This window comes from Burkholderia sp. BCC1996 (assembly GCF_905339955.1).
GTDB lineage: Bacteria > Pseudomonadota > Gammaproteobacteria > Burkholderiales > Burkholderiaceae > Burkholderia.
Genome location: NZ_CAJPHM010000021.1, coordinates 78,169 through 92,199, shown reverse-complemented (window position 1 = coordinate 92,199; position 14,031 = coordinate 78,169). Strand labels below are relative to the sequence as shown.

The window sequence follows — 14,031 nt, the reverse complement described above, 5'->3', positions numbered from 1 at the left end:
GGTCAGTGGCCGGGCGAGCCGGTCGTCGTCAGCGTCTTGTCCGGAGCCGGCTGCTTCACGCGATCCTCGACGTAGCGGCGCACCGCGTCGGCGGCGACTTGCGCATCGGCGCCGCCGTACGGCACGGGCGCGACCAGGTCTTCCGGCCGCGCGAGCATCGTCGCGAGATTCGTGTAGGTCGCGCAGCCGAACGGCACGCCGGGCCGTCCGAACCCCGCATCGACGAGATGCGACGGCTGCATCAGCTTCGCGCAGTCGGGCGGCACCGCGTGCACGCCGTCGAAGCCGATCGCGCGCGCATCGGGCAGGTTGAGCGGCGGCGGCGCCGAGAAGCAGCCCGCAAGCACCAGTGGCGGCAAGGCGGCGACGATGGTTCGAACTCGCATGCGCGCTCCTCCGGTCAGTACACGAAGCCCGCGGCGCCGACGAGGCGCGGCGTGTCGCCCGTCAGCAGGTCGAGCCCGAGATTGCGCTGGATCGCGAACTCGAGATCGCTGCTCGGCCGCGCGACGGTGTCGAGCGCCTGCTCGAGCTGGCCGGGGCCGGTCGGCTGCACGATGTACGGCGTCACGATCACGACGACCTCGGTCTTGTTGTCCTGGAAGTTCTTCGACGAAAACAGCCGGCCGATGATCGGCAGCCGGCCGAGCCCCGGCACCTGCGCCACGGTATCCGCCGTCTGGCTCTGCAGCAGCCCGCCGATCGCGAAGCTCTGCCCGCTCGACAGCTCGACCGTCGTCTCGACGCGCCGCACCGAGAGTCCCGGCACCCTGACGCTGCCGGTCGTCACGCTGTTGTTCGAATCGACCTCGCTGACCTCCGGGCGCACCTTCAGGCTGATCCGGTTGTCGGCGAGCACGGTCGGCGTGAAGTCGAGCGACACGCCGAACGGCTTGAACTCGACCGTGATCGCGCCTGTGTTGCCGGCCTGCGCGACCGGAATCGGAATTTCGCCGCCGGCGAGAAAGCTCGCGGTCTGGCCGGACATCGCGGTGAGGTTCGGCTCCGCGAGCATCGTGATCAGGCCTTCCTGATCGAGCGCGTCGAGCACGACGTCGATCGACCAGCGCCCCGCGCGGAAGCCGCCGAGCACCGAATACGCACCGGTCGGCGACAGGTTGAACACCTTGGTCGTCGGATCGAACAGCGTGCGGCCGCTGAGCAAGCCGCCGAAGAAGTTGCCGGCCGAGCCGAGCGAGCTCCAGTTGATGCCGAGCTGCTGCGTGACGTTGCGGCTCACCTCGGTCACGCGCACGCGCAGGTTCACCTGGATCGGGCGCGACAGCGTGAGCCGGTTGACGATCTTTTCCTTGTCGTTGATGTAAGGCGCGAGCGACTGCATCACGGCGTCCGCGTCGGCCGCGCTCGGCACCTTGCCCGCCACCATCAGCGAGCCCGGCGCGCCGGACACCGACAGCTTCAATTGCGGAAAGCGGCTGTCGAGCACCGCCTGCAGCGACGCGGTGTCGACCTGCACGATCACCGTACGGCGCAGGATCGGCCGATGGTTCGCGCCGAGCGCGATCAGCGTGGTGGTGCCCGCCTTCTTGCCGAACACGAACACGGTGCGCGGCGATGGCACCTGGATGTCCGCGATGCTCGGGTCCGCGACGAACATCGCGGTCGCGGGTTCGGACAGCGACAGCATCTCGCCCTTGCCGGTCGCGATCGACAACGCCGCGCCGGCGTCCGTCGCGCCCGCGCGCTGCGCGAGCGCGACGCCCGGCGCGACGATGCAGGCCAGGCACCAGAAAGCCATCCAACGAACCATGCGCACCATGCGTGTTCCCGTCAAATGCCGGCCGCAGGGCGGCCGGCCCGAATCGTCACTGCTCACTGCGGCGCCGCGATCCGTGGCGCCTGCGCCGTCGCATCCGCGGCGACATTGCCGCCCGGGGGCGCCGCCGGCGCAACCAGCGTGCCCATCCAGCCGGACGGCAGCGGCGGCAAGCCCGGCGTGCCGGTGCCGCTGCCGTGCGACCCGTCGTCGACCGACGAGCCGCGATAGATCACGACCGTATTGCCCTGCGGCGCCGGCCGCGTGCCGGCGTCCGTTCTCGCGGGCGGCGCCAGCTGCGCACGGCGCGCCGCGCGCGACACGTCGCCGGCCCACACCGGCGGCGTATCGGGCTCCGCTTCGTCGCCGCCCGCCGCCTGCCGGCGATCGCTCGTCGCGAAGCTGCGCAGCGACAGCGACAGCGAGCCGAGGCGCGTCGCGACCAGCACGACCTGCGCGGTGCGCGGCGCGACCTCGAGCGTGACCGTGCGCGCGCGGGCCGGCACGTCCGGCGCACTCGCAGGCGTCTTGGTACGCTGGAATTCCGAGCCGACCGCGAGCACGCGCGCGCGCCGCACGACCGTCTCCGCTTCGAACGTGCCGGGCGTCGTCGCGGAGCCGCCGATCTCCTGCGTGAGCACCACGTCGACGAAGTCGCCCGGCTGGATCAGCCCCGCGTTGCCCGACACATCGTCGACCGGCACCGAGATCGCGCGCATGCCGGGCTGCAGCGCGGCCGCGAGAAAATCCGGCGCGGCGCCCGGAATCACGTTGTCCGCACGGATCGGCGCGCCGGCGTCGACACGGTTGCGCAGCAGCGCGCCTTTCAGGTCCGCGCCCGGTTGCGACTCGACGAACGCACCGGCCGGCACCTGCGTGCGCGGCATGCGCTTCCATGCGAGATCGTTGTCGCGCAGCAGCAGCCCTTCGGGCAGGTCCGCCGCCGCGACGCGCACGCGCACCTCGGCCGCTTCGCCGGGCACCGGCGGCGTCGACGCGGCGACATACAGCTGGCGCAGGATGAACGCGCCGATCGCGGCAGCGATGATCAGCACGGTCATTCTCAGGGGTTTGGGCATGGCGGCGTGCGTCCCCGGTCTAGGTGAGCGAAACCGCGTGAGGGAACGGCGCCCAGACAGCCAGCGCCCCGCCGAGCGCGAGCGCGATCCCGTATGGCACGCCGCGCGTCGCAATCGTACGCGCCGGCGCGGCGCGACGCTGCCATGCGACGGCCGCGAGCGCGGCGACGCCGCACGCGGCGCCGCTCGCACCGACGATCGTCAACACCGGGAACGCGAGCGCCGGGCCGGCCCACAGGAATACCGCCGCCGCGAGCTTCACGTCGCCGCCGGCGATCCAGCCCGCGTGACGCAGGCCGGCGAACAGCAGCAGCATCGCCACGGCGGTCGCCACGTGACCGGCGACGTGCGCGAGCCCTTCGCGCGCGAGTGCCGCCGCAACGAAATACAGCATCGCGAACGCCAGCACTGCGCGATTGGACAGGTGCCGCGCGCGCACATCCTGCGTCGCGAGCGACACCAGCACGAGCGTCGCCGCCGACTGTACGAGAAAGAGCATCGGAGAGCCGTCCGTCGGCGCGCCCCGGCTGGATACGTCGTACCGCTGCGGATCCGTGTGTTCGTCGGCGGCGCGCGGGTTCAGGAGATCAGATCAGCGCCGTGACCTTGTTGATCAGCGCGGTGAACACGGCCGGCAAGCCGCCGGATGTACTGCTGAGGATCACCCCGACCGCCGCCAGTGCGACCACGACGATGCCGGCCAGAACCGCGTACTCGAGCGAGCTGACGCCGCGTTCATCGCGCAGCAAGGTCTTGACGTATTGCAGCATGACAACCTCCGTGTGACGGGGTCGGTGATCGACCGTTGAGTGAAAAGAAGCGGCGCTGCTTCGGTGGCACGCACGGCGTTTTCGCCCATTCATGACTCATGCGGCAGCCCTGTCGTCGGGCCATGCGCATCCCCCGGAATCCATTCGATCGCTGCAACGCGCGATGGTCGGCAATGGAATCCGCCGCGACATGCGCGCGCTTGTTGCATAACTGCATTGGCACAATGCAATTCACACTGATTCGTCTAGGGTATAGACAATTTTTTCGGCGATTTCAAATTATTTAGCGTCGGAGTGCATTTATGGGCGGCACCCTTCAGCGATGAAATACGCGCATGCCATTTGCCGCTTTTCAGCATGATGCAACAAGCCCGGCGCGGCGTGCAGTAAGAATGTTAATAACGGGATGCATCGTTGCCGACGCCGTTGCAATTCGATGATTTTTATTCAGTTTTCCGATATGCCGCGTGATTTACCTGCCCGACCTTGAAACGAACTCGCGCGTGCGTTTCCCGGCATCTTTTTCGTGCGCGCCGACATGATCCGGAAAATTTTGCGCACCCGATCGCATTGCCCGATCCGGATTGGCGCCGCTATCACCGACGCTCGGTTCGCCGCCGATCGGCGTGCGCGATCCGCACGCCGCGCTCGCCCGTCTCGCCATTTCCAATCGGCGCCACGCGTGATTTGCCAACCCGAAACGCGGCGATAAGCATAGTTCAAATCGTTGCTTGTCCCGCGCCCGAGGCGTCCTCCAGAATGGTTCGACACCCTCCGGCCCGATTTCGACTCCTCACCATCCGACGCACCATGATCGACCGATTCCCGTCTCCACTGCGCCTGCTGCGATCGCTGCTGATCGCGTCCCTCGTCGCGTTGCCCGCTGCCGCCGCGCACGCCGACAAGCCCGCCACGATCCGCATCGGCGTCGCCCAGCAGGGCACCGGCGATCCGCCGACCTTCGGCGGGTCGAGCGCGGCCACCGCGCAGTTGCAGCAACTCGTCGAAAAGGAATTCGCGGCCGACGGCATCAAGGTACAGTGGCTGTTCTTCAAGGGCGCGGGCCCGGCCGTCAACGAGGCGATCGCCAACAAGGCGCTCGACTTCGCCTACCAGGGCGACCTGCCGGCCGTGCTCGCGCGCTCGAACGGCATCAGGACGCGCCTGCTGCTTGCCGCGAGCGTGCGCTCGGGCGTGAAGATCGCGGTGCCGCCCGACTCCGGCATCCGCTCGATCACCGACCTGAAGGACCGCCGCGTGTCGATCTTCCGCGGCACGAACCTGCAGCTCGTCGCCGACAACGCGCTCGCGAAGAACGGCCTCGGCGAACGCGACCTGCGCGTGATCAACCTCGACTCCGCGAGTTCGCTCGCCGCGCTCGCGTCGAAGGGCATCGACGCGTCGGTGGGCGACTATCAGTTGTACAAACTGCGCGACGCGGGCCTCGCGAAAATCATCTACGAATCGCAGAACGACGGCCCGCAATACACGCGGCAGACCCACCTGCTCGTGCTCGACGACTTCGAGCACGCGCATCCGGACATCGTGCAACGCGTCGTCAACGCGCTGGTCAAGGGTGCGCAATGGTCGTCCGACGAAGCGAACCGCGATGCGCTGTTCAGGCTGTGGGAAAAGAGCGGCGTGCCGTATGCGTCGTGGCAGGCCGACTACGCGAACCAGCGCCTGAAGGACCGCCTCTCGCCGCTGATCGATCCGTTCCTCGTCGCGCGCTACAAGGCCGTCGCGCAGGACGCGCTGAAGCTGAAACTGATCCGCCAGCCGGTCGACGTCGACGGCTGGTTCGAGCCGAAGTACCTCGACAACGCGTTGCGCGCGCAGCACCTCGAGCACTACTGGCCGCGCTACGACGCGGCCGGCAAGCCCCTCTCCTGACCCGGACCCGCCCCGATGAGCGACACCGCGATCCCGATTCCGTCGTCCGACCCGCACGCGCTCGCCGTGCCGTCCCGCGCGGCGGCCGCGAAGCGGGTGGCGTGGCTGCTCGCGCCGTGGGCGCTGCCCGCGCTGCTGTTCGTGTTGTGGACCGTCGGCAGCGCGCGCGGCTGGATCGCACCGCAGATCCTGCCGCCGCCCGCACACGTCGCCGACTCGCTCGCCGAGCTCGCGGCCAGCGGCGATCTCGCGCGCCACACGCTGATCAGCCTGCAGCGCGTGCTGGTCGGCTTCGCGGCCGGCACGCTGCTCGGTTTCGCGACCGGCGCGGCGCTCGGCCTGTCGCGCACGCTCGAAGCCTACGTGCTGCCCGGCTTCAACGCGCTCGTGCAGATTCCCGTGCTCGGCTGGCTGCCGTTCCTGCTGCTGCTCGTCGGCGTCGGCGAGCCGCTGAAGTACCTGCTGATCGCGCATGCGGCGCTCGTCCCCGTGACGATGAGCACGCTGCAGGGGTTCCGCCAGGCGCCGCCCGCGCTCGATGAAGCCGCGCGCGTGTTCGGCTATACGCGCCGCCAGCGCATCGTCCACGTCGTGCTGCCGGCCGCGATTCCGACGCTCGCGACCGGCGTGCGGCTCGCATTCACGAAATCGTGGCTCGCGCTCGTCGTCGTCGAACTCGTCGCGTCGTCGGAAGGGCTCGGCTACCTGATCGTGTACGGGCGCCAGCTGTTCCAGCTCGATCTCGTGATGGCGGCGGTGATCGTGGTCGGCGCGGTCGGCCTCGCGATCAACCGACTGCTCGACGCGCTCGAAGCACGACTGCGCCGCGGCGTGCCGTCCGCATTCCGCGGTTGAACCCGATTCAAGGATTCTCTTCCCATGCCGCTTGACGCCACGTCCGCATCGGACGCCCCATCGCCCGCCGTCAGGATCGCCCGTCGCTTTCCCGTGCCCGACTGGCGCGGTTTCGTCCTGCCGCTCGCCACGCTCGCGCTCTGGTGGGCCGTGTCGTCCGCGCACCTCGTCAAGAGCGGGCTGCTGGTCGGCCCGGCCGACGTGCTGCACACCGCGTGGACCCAGACGACCAGCGGCGCGCTGGCGCGTGCATTGTCGGCATCGCTCGCGCGCGAAGCGTGCGGCTTCGCGATCGGCGCGACCGGCGGCCTGCTGCTCGGCACCTCGCTCGGGCTGTCGCGCATCGCCGCGCGCATGGTCGGCCCGAGCTTCGACACGTTCAAGCAGATCTCCCTGTTCGCGTGGATTCCGCTGATTTCCGTCTGGTTCGGCCTCGGCGACGTCGCCAAGGTGGTGTTCCTGTCGCTCGCCGCGCTGCTGCCGGTCGCCGCGCATACGTGCGACGGCATTCATGCGGTGCCGCGCACGTACGTCGACGTGGCCCGCGCGCTGCGTTATTCGCGGCTTCAGCTCGTGCGCCACGTGATCCTGCCCGCCGCGCTGCCGTCGATCTTCACCGGGCTGTATCTCGGCCTCATCTACTCGTGGCTCGCGACGCTCGGCGCCGAGTACCTGCTCGTCGCGGGCGCCGGGATCGGCAACACACTGATCGACGGCAGCGAGCAGTTCCGGATGGATCTCGTGCTGTTCGGGATCATCGTCGTCGGCGTGACCGGCTGGGCGCTGAACGCGGTCGCGCGCGCGATCGAGCGCAAGGTGCTGGCCCGGCGCGGCGAGTTGCGCCGCTGATCGCCCTCTTCCTTCCCGTTGCTTCCCTTTCCGCCATGACGACTCCCGCTTCCGATTCGCTCGATATCCTCCACGTGAGCAAACGCTATGCGCAACGCGGCACGTCGCTCGCCGTGCTCGACGACGTGTCGCTGCACGTGCGTGCCGGCGAGTTCGTCACGATCGTCGGTGCGAGCGGCTGCGGCAAGTCGACTTTGCTGCGCCTGATCGCCGGGCTCGATACCGACTACGCGGGCGAAATCCGCGCCGGCGACGAAACGGTGCGCGACACGTCGCTGCAGCGCGGGATCGTGTTCCAGGATCACCGGCTGTTCCCGTGGCTGACGGTTGCGCAGAACATCGAGGCAGCACTGCGCAATGCGCCGCTCGACGCACCGGCCAAACGGCGCGCGGTAGCCGAGCACATCGCGCTCGTCGGGCTGAACGGCTTCGAGCATGCGTACCCGAACCAGCTGTCGGGCGGCATGGCGCAACGCGTCGCGATCGCGCGCGGCCTCGTGAATCGCCCGCGCGTGCTGCTGCTCGACGAACCGTTCGGCGCACTCGATGCACAGACGCGCGCGCGGATGCAGAACGAACTGCTGCGCATCTGGGAACAGGAACGCATCACGATGGTGCTGGTCACGCACGACGTCGACGAAGCCGTGTATCTCGGCGATCGCGTCGTCACGATGGCGCCGCGCCCGGGGCGCATCGAGCGCATCCTCGACGTCGCGTTGCCGCGGCCGCGCCGGCGCGACTCGCCGGAATTCGCGCGGCTGCGCGACGCGGTGCTCGCCGATTTCGACGATCTCGAACCGCCCGGCAACGGCGGCAGCGGCAGCCGGGCAAACCGTGACGAGGCGCTCGATACGCACCGGATCGGCGAATGGCGGCTCGCGTGGTGATGCGCTCACGCGGCGGGCCCGATGCCGTGCCCGAAACGCTCAGCATGCCGACACATATCGATCATCACGGCGCGCACTAAGGTTGTGACGATTCATCGGTTCCGGTTCCGCGCGGTCCCTGCTTGAATGGAGACTCGATCGACCCGACCCAGGAGACTCCCGATGTCCGAAGTCCAGCACGCCGCTCACCCGTCATCGCATGCTTCGCACGCCGCCGCGCCGCGCACGGCCGCCGTCCCGCTTCAGCTTCGCCAGGTCGCCGGCCGGATCGGCGCCGAGATCGCCGGTGTCCGGCTGTCCGGCACGCTCGACGATGCGACGTTCGACGCGATCCAGGCCGCGCTGCTGCGCCACAAGGTGCTGTTCTTCCGCAACCAGGGCCATCTCGACGACACCGCGCAGGAAGCCTTCGCGCGCCGCTTCGGCGAGACGGTCGCCCACCCGACCGTGCCCTCCGTCGACGGCAGCGCGCACCTGCTCGAACTCGATTCCGCGCACGGTGCGCGCGCCAATTCGTGGCACACCGACGTGACGTTCGTCGACGCGTACCCGAAGGTGTCGATCCTGCGCGCGGTCGTGATTCCGCCATTCGGCGGCGACACCGTGTGGGCCAACACGGCGGCCGCATACACGCATCTTCCCGAGTCGCTGCGCGCGCTCGCCGACACGCTGTGGGCGGTGCACACGAACGCGTACGACTACGCGTCGACGCACGTGCATGCCGACGACACGCAACTGAAGCGCTACCGCGAAGTGTTCACGTCGACCGTCTACGAAACCGAACATCCGGTCGTGCGCGTGCATCCGGAGACCGGCGAGCGCACGCTCGTGCTCGGACACTTCGTGCAGAAGATCAAGGGGCTGTCGTCGCAGGATTCCTCCCATCTGCTGCAGGTGCTGCACGAACACGTGACGCGCCTCGAGAACACCGTGCGCTGGAACTGGCAGCAAGGCGACGTCGCGATCTGGGACAACCGCGCGACGCAGCACTACGCGATCAACGACTACGGCGATGCGCGCCGCGTCGTGCGTCGCGCGACCGTTCACGGCGACGTGCCGGTCGGCATCGACGGCCGCCGCAGCGTCGTGCTGAAGGGGCCGGGCGCGACGCTGCAATGACGTTCGCCGCACGGTGGCGGCTTCGGTTGCCACCGTGCCGGCGCCACCCTGCATTCCCGCCTTCCCGACCGGAGGATCCGACCATGACCTTCCCGCCACCGGGCCGACGCTTGCATGCGCAACGATGTCGCCGTCCGTTCGCCCCGTTCACTTCCTCCAGGAGCGTCGCATGAGCGCCCTACCCGTACCCGCCGCCGAGCCGGTCGACGTGATCCCGCTGTCCGCCCACATCGGCGCCGAGATCCGCGGCATCGACCTCACCCAGCCGTTGACCACGCCGCAGATCGCCGCGATTCGCGCCGCGCTGCTGAAATGGCGCGTGATCTTCTTCCGCGAGCAGTTCCTCACGCACGAGCAGCATGTCGCGTTCTCCGCGCAGTTCGGCGAGCCGACCGTCGGCCACCCGGTGTTCGGCCACGTCGACGGTCATCCGGCCGTCTATTCGATCGCGAAGCATCGCAAGGCGACGCGTTTCGAAGGTGAGCCGGTACGCCGGCCGTGGACGGGCTGGCACACCGACGTGACGGCCGCCGTCAATCCGCCGTGGGCGTCGATCCTGCGCGGCGTGACGATTCCGCCGTACGGCGGCGACACGCACTGGACCAACCTCGTGCGCGCCTATGAAACGCTGTCCGCACCGCTACGCGGCTTCGTCGACGGCTTGCGCGGCATCCATCGCTTCACGCCGCCGCCCGGTGCACGCGCGACCGGCGCATTCGACGAAGCCGTCGAGCGCCGCCCGCTCGTGACCGAGCATCCGCTGGTGCGCGTGCATCCGGAGACCGGCGAACGCGCGCTGTACGTGAGCCCGAGTTTCCTGAAGTCGATCGTCGGGCTGACGCCGCGCGAGAGCCAGGCCCTGCTCGAACTGCTGTGGGAACACGTGACGCGGCCGGAATTCACGATCCGCTTCAAGTGGGAGCCGCGCAGCATCGCGTTCTGGGACAACCGCGCGACCGCGCATCTCGCGCCCGTCGACATCTTCGATCTCGACTTCGATCGCCAGCTCTACCGCACGACGCTCATCGGCGACGTGCCGGTCGGCCCCGACGGCCGGGCGTCCGTCGCGCTCGAGGGCTCGCCGGTCGAGGCAGCGGCCGCGGTCGCGCTGAACTGACCGCCGTGTCGACAGCCGGCGCACCCGCGCCGGCTTCCTGCCTCAATCCAGCCACACGCCGTCGAACCGGTGCCCGCCGAGCGGCGAGAACGTCAGCCCGTGCACGCGCTTCGAGATCGGCAGCGACACGATCGACGTCGCGATCGGCGTGAACGGCACCTGATCCTTGAAGACGACCTGTGCCTGCTCGTAGAGCGACGTGCGTTTCGCGACGTCCGAGTTCGTGCGCGCCGCGCTGACGAGCCGCTCGAAATCCGCGTTGCACCACTTCGCGAGATTGCTGCCGTGCACCGCCTCGCAGCCGAGCAGCGTGCCGAGCCAGTTGTCGGGGTCGCCGTTGTCGCCCGACCAGCCGTACAGGATCGCGTCGTGCTGCCCGTCGCGTTTCGCGCGGCGATTGTATTCGCCCCACTCGTAGCTGACGATCTTCGCGCGCACGCCGATCTTCGCCCAGTCCTGCTGGATCAGTTGCGCCATCAGCTGCGCGTTCGGGTTGTAGGGGCGCTGCACCGGCATCGCCCACAGCGTCAGGTCGAAGCCGTTCGGGAACCCTGCCTGCGCGAGCAGCGCCTTCGCGGTGGCCGGATCGCGCGGCGCATCCTTCAGGCGCGGGTTGTACGACCATTGCGCGGGCGGCATCGGGTTCGTCGCGATCGTCGCGTCGCCGTTGAACACGGTCTTGATGATCGCCGTCTTGTCGATCGCGATGTCGAGCGCGCGCCGCACGTCGACGCGATCGAGCGGCGGATGCTGCGTGTTGTACGCGACGAAGCCGACGTTGAAGCCCGTCCCCGAAAACAGCGTCAGCTTCGGATCGCGCCGCACCGTCTCGAGATCGGCCGGCCGCGGGAACACCGACACCTGGCACTCGCCGGCCGTGAGCTTCTGCAGGCGCGCGGCCGGATCGGGCGTGATCGCGAACACGAGATGCGCGAGCTTCACGTCGTCCGGCTTCCAGTAATCGGGATTCGCGTCGTAGCGGATCACGGCGTCCTTCTGGTACGCGCGCAGCTGGAACGGCCCCGTGCCGACCGGGAGCTGGTTGATGTCGGCTTCGCGATGGCGCGCCGTCAACTGCGACGCATATTCGGCCGACAGGATCGACGCGAACGCCATCGCGAGATTGCGCACGAACACGACGTCGGGCTGCTTCAGCACGAAGCGCACCGTCTCGTCGTCGAGCTTTTCGATGCGCTCGATGTTGCGGTCGAACCCGAGATCGCTGAAGTACGGGAAACTGACCGGGTAGGCCTTGCGGAACGGATCGTCGGGATCCAGCATCCGGCGGAACGTGAACACGACGTCGTCCGCCTGGAACGGACGCGTCGGCGTGAACCACGCGGTCGTCTGGAACTTCACGCCGCGCCGCAGGTGGAACGTGTAGACGCGCTGGTCGGACGACACGTCCCAGCTCGTCGCGAGCGACGGCACGAGATCGAGCGTGCCGCGCTTGAACTGCACGAGCCCGTTGTAGACCGTGTACGTGCTCGCGTCGAAATCGGTGCTGGTCGTGTGCTGGCCCGGATCGAAGCCGGCCGGGCTGCCTTCGGTGCAGTACACGAGCGTCTTGCCGGCCGGCGCCGCGAACGCGTGCGTGACCGTGCCGGCGAGCAGCAGCGATGCGGCCACGCCGCGCAGCACTGCAACGGCAACGGACGTATGCCGCGCACGATGCGCGGCCGATGAAACGAATGGGATCTTCATGGTGGCGGTCAGGAAAGGACTGTCATGCGAATGACGACCGCCGATCTTCGCGCGCCGCCCGCCGATCGCTTACCAATTAATTCCGCGTTGCTTATCGCCGCGGATGCATCCCGCTGCCGCCGCATGGAAACGTCCGCGCGAGCACCGCGGACATGCGTGCGAATGCCGCTGCAGCGGCCCGCCCCACGTCGTGCATCGACGCCGTTCGCGACCCGTCCTTCCGGCCCCCTGCAGGTTCTCCGGAATGGGCGCATCGTATCGGTTGGTCAACGCCGGCAGCGGTGCGCGGGGATACGCCCGGCGCACGCGTTCCGGCGCGGCGTGCCTGCCGGCGCGCCGCCCCTTCCCGGAGGACCCACGATGTCGCTCAACCCCGCTACGCCCTCTCGTCCCGTGAAGTCGCCGGGCCCCGATCATCCGATCACGATCGAACCGCACCCGTCGCGCGTCGTGGTCAAGGTGGCCGGCAAGATCGTCGCCGATACGCGCCGTGCGCTGGCGCTGCGCGAAGCCAGCTATCCAGCCGTGCTGTACGTTCCGCGCGAGGATGCCGACATGGCGCTGCTGCAACGCACCGACCATGCGACGTACTGCCCGTACAAGGGCGATTGCGCGTACTACTCGATTCCCGCCGGCGGCGAACGCTCGACCAACGCGGTGTGGACGTACGAGCATCCGAACCCGGCCGTCGAATCGATCCGCGCGCACCTCGCGTTCTATCCGGATCGTGTCGACGCGATCGAGGAAAGCCCGCTCGGCACCGATTGAGCGCGGCGGCGCGCCGCCGCCCCGGCGTTCACGTATCGTCCGCCCGCTGATTTGCATATGCGGATTCGTTGGTTGGCCGCCGGCCCGCGCGGCCGTATCGTCGTCCATCCGGCGCGGGACGCGGCCGGCCGCGCGCATCGCCCGCATCCGGCTGCGTCCCGTGCCGATCGCGCCGCCAGCCCGCGCAACCCGTGAACCCGCCAGCAGGACGCCTCGATGAACGACCTACCGCACGCAGATCTTGAAACGACCCCGGCAAGCCCGCGCCGCCGCCAGTGGCTGCACGGCGCGGCCGCCGGACTGGCCGGGCTCGCGCTCGGCCCGCTCGCGGGCATGCCTGCACTGGCTCAGGGCAGCGACAAACGGCTGCGCATCGGTTTCCAGAAATACGGCAACTTCGTCATACTCAAGGCGCGCGGCACGCTCGAGAAGCGGCTCGCAAGCCAGGGCGTGGCGGTCCAGTGGCTCGAATTCCCGGCCGGTCCGCAATTGCTCGAGGGGCTGAACGCCGGCGCGATCGACGTCGGCACGGTCGGCGAAACGCCGCCGATCTTCGCGCAGGCCGCGGGCGTCGATTTCGTCTATATCGGCAACGAACCGCCCGCGCCGCACGGCGAGGCGATCGTCGTGCTGCCCGATTCGCCGATCCGCACCGTCGCGCAGCTGCGCGGCAAGAAGGTCGCATTCAACAAGGGTTCGAACGTCCACTACCTGCTCGTGAAGGCGCTGGAGCATGCGGGCCTCACGTATGCCGACATCCAGCCGATCTACCTGACGCCCGCCGACGCGCGCGCCGCGTTCGTGCAGCGCAACGTCGACGCGTGGGTGATCTGGGATCCGTACCTGGCCGCGGCCGAACGGCAGCTCGGCGCGCGCGTGGTCGCGGACGGCGACGGGCTCGTGCGCAACACGCAGTACTACCTCGCCGCGCGCAAGTATGCGACCGCGCAGCCGCAGGTGCTGCGCACGCTGCTCGAGGAAGTCGACGCGGTCGATCGCTGGGGACGCGACCATGTTCCGGAAGTCGCCGCGCAACTGTCGCCGCTCGTCGGCCTCGATGCGCCGACGCTCGAAGTCGCGCTCAAGCGTGCCGGCTACGGCGTGCAGCCCGTCTCCGATGCGACGCTGGCGTACCAGCAGGGCATCGCCGACGCGTTCAGCACGCTGAAGCTGATTCCCGGCAAGGTGACCGTCGCCAACGCGCGCTGACGCA

General features: G+C 69.0%; 14 protein-coding genes. 8 read left to right on the top strand and 6 right to left on the bottom strand.

All coding sequences use genetic code 11. The features are described 5' to 3' along the window. Positions 1–2: 2 nt before the first annotated feature. From U4Z64_RS27425 to U4Z64_RS27405, 5 genes are all read right to left on the bottom strand, one after another. On the bottom strand, positions 3–386 hold the full coding sequence (locus tag U4Z64_RS27425; protein WP_044843870.1) for a CpaD family pilus assembly lipoprotein: 384 nt from the start codon (positions 384–386) through the stop codon (positions 3–5). Between the two features lie 14 nt (positions 387–400). Further along, positions 401–1,780 (bottom strand): type II and III secretion system protein family protein, encoded by a 1,380-nt coding sequence (locus U4Z64_RS27420; protein ID WP_321821614.1) that lies wholly within the window; start codon positions 1,778–1,780, stop codon positions 401–403. Between the two features lie 53 nt (positions 1,781–1,833). Then, positions 1,834–2,856, bottom strand: a complete 1,023-nt coding sequence (gene cpaB / locus U4Z64_RS27415; protein ID WP_321821613.1) for a Flp pilus assembly protein CpaB — start codon at positions 2,854–2,856, stop codon at positions 1,834–1,836. A 19-nt stretch (positions 2,857–2,875) separates the two neighbouring features. Beyond that, positions 2,876–3,355 carry a prepilin peptidase gene (locus tag U4Z64_RS27410; RefSeq protein WP_321821612.1) on the bottom strand — a complete coding sequence of 160 codons (480 nt, stop codon included), beginning with the start codon at positions 3,353–3,355 and terminating at the stop codon, positions 2,876–2,878. An 88-nt stretch (positions 3,356–3,443) separates the two neighbouring features. After that, positions 3,444–3,626: a Flp family type IVb pilin gene (locus U4Z64_RS27405; protein ID WP_044843866.1), complete on the bottom strand. Its 183-nt coding sequence runs from the start codon at positions 3,624–3,626 to the stop codon at positions 3,444–3,446. Positions 3,627–4,436: 810 nt separating this feature from the next. Between U4Z64_RS27405 and U4Z64_RS27400 the strand changes: the two genes are divergently transcribed. From U4Z64_RS27400 to U4Z64_RS27375, 6 genes are all read left to right on the top strand, one after another. Beyond that, on the top strand, positions 4,437–5,519 hold the full coding sequence (locus U4Z64_RS27400) for an ABC transporter substrate-binding protein (protein ID WP_124488394.1): 1,083 nt from the start codon (positions 4,437–4,439) through the stop codon (positions 5,517–5,519). 15 nt (positions 5,520–5,534) lie between these two features. Next, on the top strand, positions 5,535–6,374 hold the full coding sequence (locus tag U4Z64_RS27395; protein ID WP_321821611.1) for an ABC transporter permease: 840 nt from the start codon (positions 5,535–5,537) through the stop codon (positions 6,372–6,374). A 24-nt stretch (positions 6,375–6,398) separates the two neighbouring features. Next, entirely contained in the window at positions 6,399–7,223 is an 825-nt protein-coding gene (locus U4Z64_RS27390) for an ABC transporter permease (protein ID WP_321821610.1), read from the top strand. Between the two features lie 35 nt (positions 7,224–7,258). Further along, positions 7,259–8,110 (top strand): ABC transporter ATP-binding protein, encoded by an 852-nt coding sequence (locus U4Z64_RS27385; RefSeq protein WP_321821609.1) that lies wholly within the window; start codon positions 7,259–7,261, stop codon positions 8,108–8,110. A gap of 162 nt (positions 8,111–8,272) precedes the next feature. Then, positions 8,273–9,229 carry a TauD/TfdA family dioxygenase gene (locus U4Z64_RS27380; RefSeq protein ID WP_321821608.1) on the top strand — a complete coding sequence of 319 codons (957 nt, stop codon included), beginning with the start codon at positions 8,273–8,275 and terminating at the stop codon, positions 9,227–9,229. A 169-nt stretch (positions 9,230–9,398) separates the two neighbouring features. Then, positions 9,399–10,346 carry a TauD/TfdA dioxygenase family protein gene (locus U4Z64_RS27375; protein WP_124521168.1) on the top strand — a complete coding sequence of 316 codons (948 nt, stop codon included), beginning with the start codon at positions 9,399–9,401 and terminating at the stop codon, positions 10,344–10,346. Positions 10,347–10,388: 42 nt separating this feature from the next. Here U4Z64_RS27375 and U4Z64_RS27370 read toward each other — a convergent pair whose 3' ends face one another. After that, positions 10,389–12,050, bottom strand: coding sequence for an ABC transporter substrate-binding protein (locus tag U4Z64_RS27370; RefSeq protein WP_321821607.1), 1,662 nt, complete (start codon positions 12,048–12,050; stop codon positions 10,389–10,391). Positions 12,051–12,410: 360 nt separating this feature from the next. Between U4Z64_RS27370 and U4Z64_RS27365 the strand changes: the two genes are divergently transcribed. Continuing rightward, positions 12,411–12,818, top strand: coding sequence for a DUF427 domain-containing protein (locus tag U4Z64_RS27365; protein ID WP_257774924.1), 408 nt, complete (start codon positions 12,411–12,413; stop codon positions 12,816–12,818). A 216-nt stretch (positions 12,819–13,034) separates the two neighbouring features. After that, positions 13,035–14,027 carry a sulfonate ABC transporter substrate-binding protein gene (locus tag U4Z64_RS27360; protein ID WP_321821606.1) on the top strand — a complete coding sequence of 331 codons (993 nt, stop codon included), beginning with the start codon at positions 13,035–13,037 and terminating at the stop codon, positions 14,025–14,027. Positions 14,028–14,031: the final 4 nt, after the last annotated feature.

What these genes read in the sequence shown, in the direction of transcription:
- U4Z64_RS27425 (WP_044843870.1), bottom strand. Translation starts at nt 386, where the DNA reads ATGCGAGTTCGAACCATCGTCGCCGCCTTGCCGCCACTGGTGCTTGCG.
- U4Z64_RS27420 (WP_321821614.1), bottom strand. Translation starts at nt 1,780, where the DNA reads ATGGTGCGCATGGTTCGTTGGATGGCTTTCTGGTGCCTGGCCTGCATC.
- cpaB (WP_321821613.1), bottom strand. Translation starts at nt 2,856, where the DNA reads ATGCCCAAACCCCTGAGAATGACCGTGCTGATCATCGCTGCCGCGATC.
- U4Z64_RS27410 (WP_321821612.1), bottom strand. Translation starts at nt 3,355, where the DNA reads ATGCTCTTTCTCGTACAGTCGGCGGCGACGCTCGTGCTGGTGTCGCTC.
- U4Z64_RS27405 (WP_044843866.1), bottom strand. Translation starts at nt 3,626, where the DNA reads ATGCTGCAATACGTCAAGACCTTGCTGCGCGATGAACGCGGCGTCAGC.
- U4Z64_RS27400 (WP_124488394.1), top strand. Translation starts at nt 4,437, where the DNA reads ATGATCGACCGATTCCCGTCTCCACTGCGCCTGCTGCGATCGCTGCTG.
- U4Z64_RS27395 (WP_321821611.1), top strand. Translation starts at nt 5,535, where the DNA reads ATGAGCGACACCGCGATCCCGATTCCGTCGTCCGACCCGCACGCGCTC.
- U4Z64_RS27390 (WP_321821610.1), top strand. Translation starts at nt 6,399, where the DNA reads ATGCCGCTTGACGCCACGTCCGCATCGGACGCCCCATCGCCCGCCGTC.
- U4Z64_RS27385 (WP_321821609.1), top strand. Translation starts at nt 7,259, where the DNA reads ATGACGACTCCCGCTTCCGATTCGCTCGATATCCTCCACGTGAGCAAA.
- U4Z64_RS27380 (WP_321821608.1), top strand. Translation starts at nt 8,273, where the DNA reads ATGTCCGAAGTCCAGCACGCCGCTCACCCGTCATCGCATGCTTCGCAC.
- U4Z64_RS27375 (WP_124521168.1), top strand. Translation starts at nt 9,399, where the DNA reads ATGAGCGCCCTACCCGTACCCGCCGCCGAGCCGGTCGACGTGATCCCG.
- U4Z64_RS27370 (WP_321821607.1), bottom strand. Translation starts at nt 12,050, where the DNA reads ATGAAGATCCCATTCGTTTCATCGGCCGCGCATCGTGCGCGGCATACG.
- U4Z64_RS27365 (WP_257774924.1), top strand. Translation starts at nt 12,411, where the DNA reads ATGTCGCTCAACCCCGCTACGCCCTCTCGTCCCGTGAAGTCGCCGGGC.
- U4Z64_RS27360 (WP_321821606.1), top strand. Translation starts at nt 13,035, where the DNA reads ATGAACGACCTACCGCACGCAGATCTTGAAACGACCCCGGCAAGCCCG.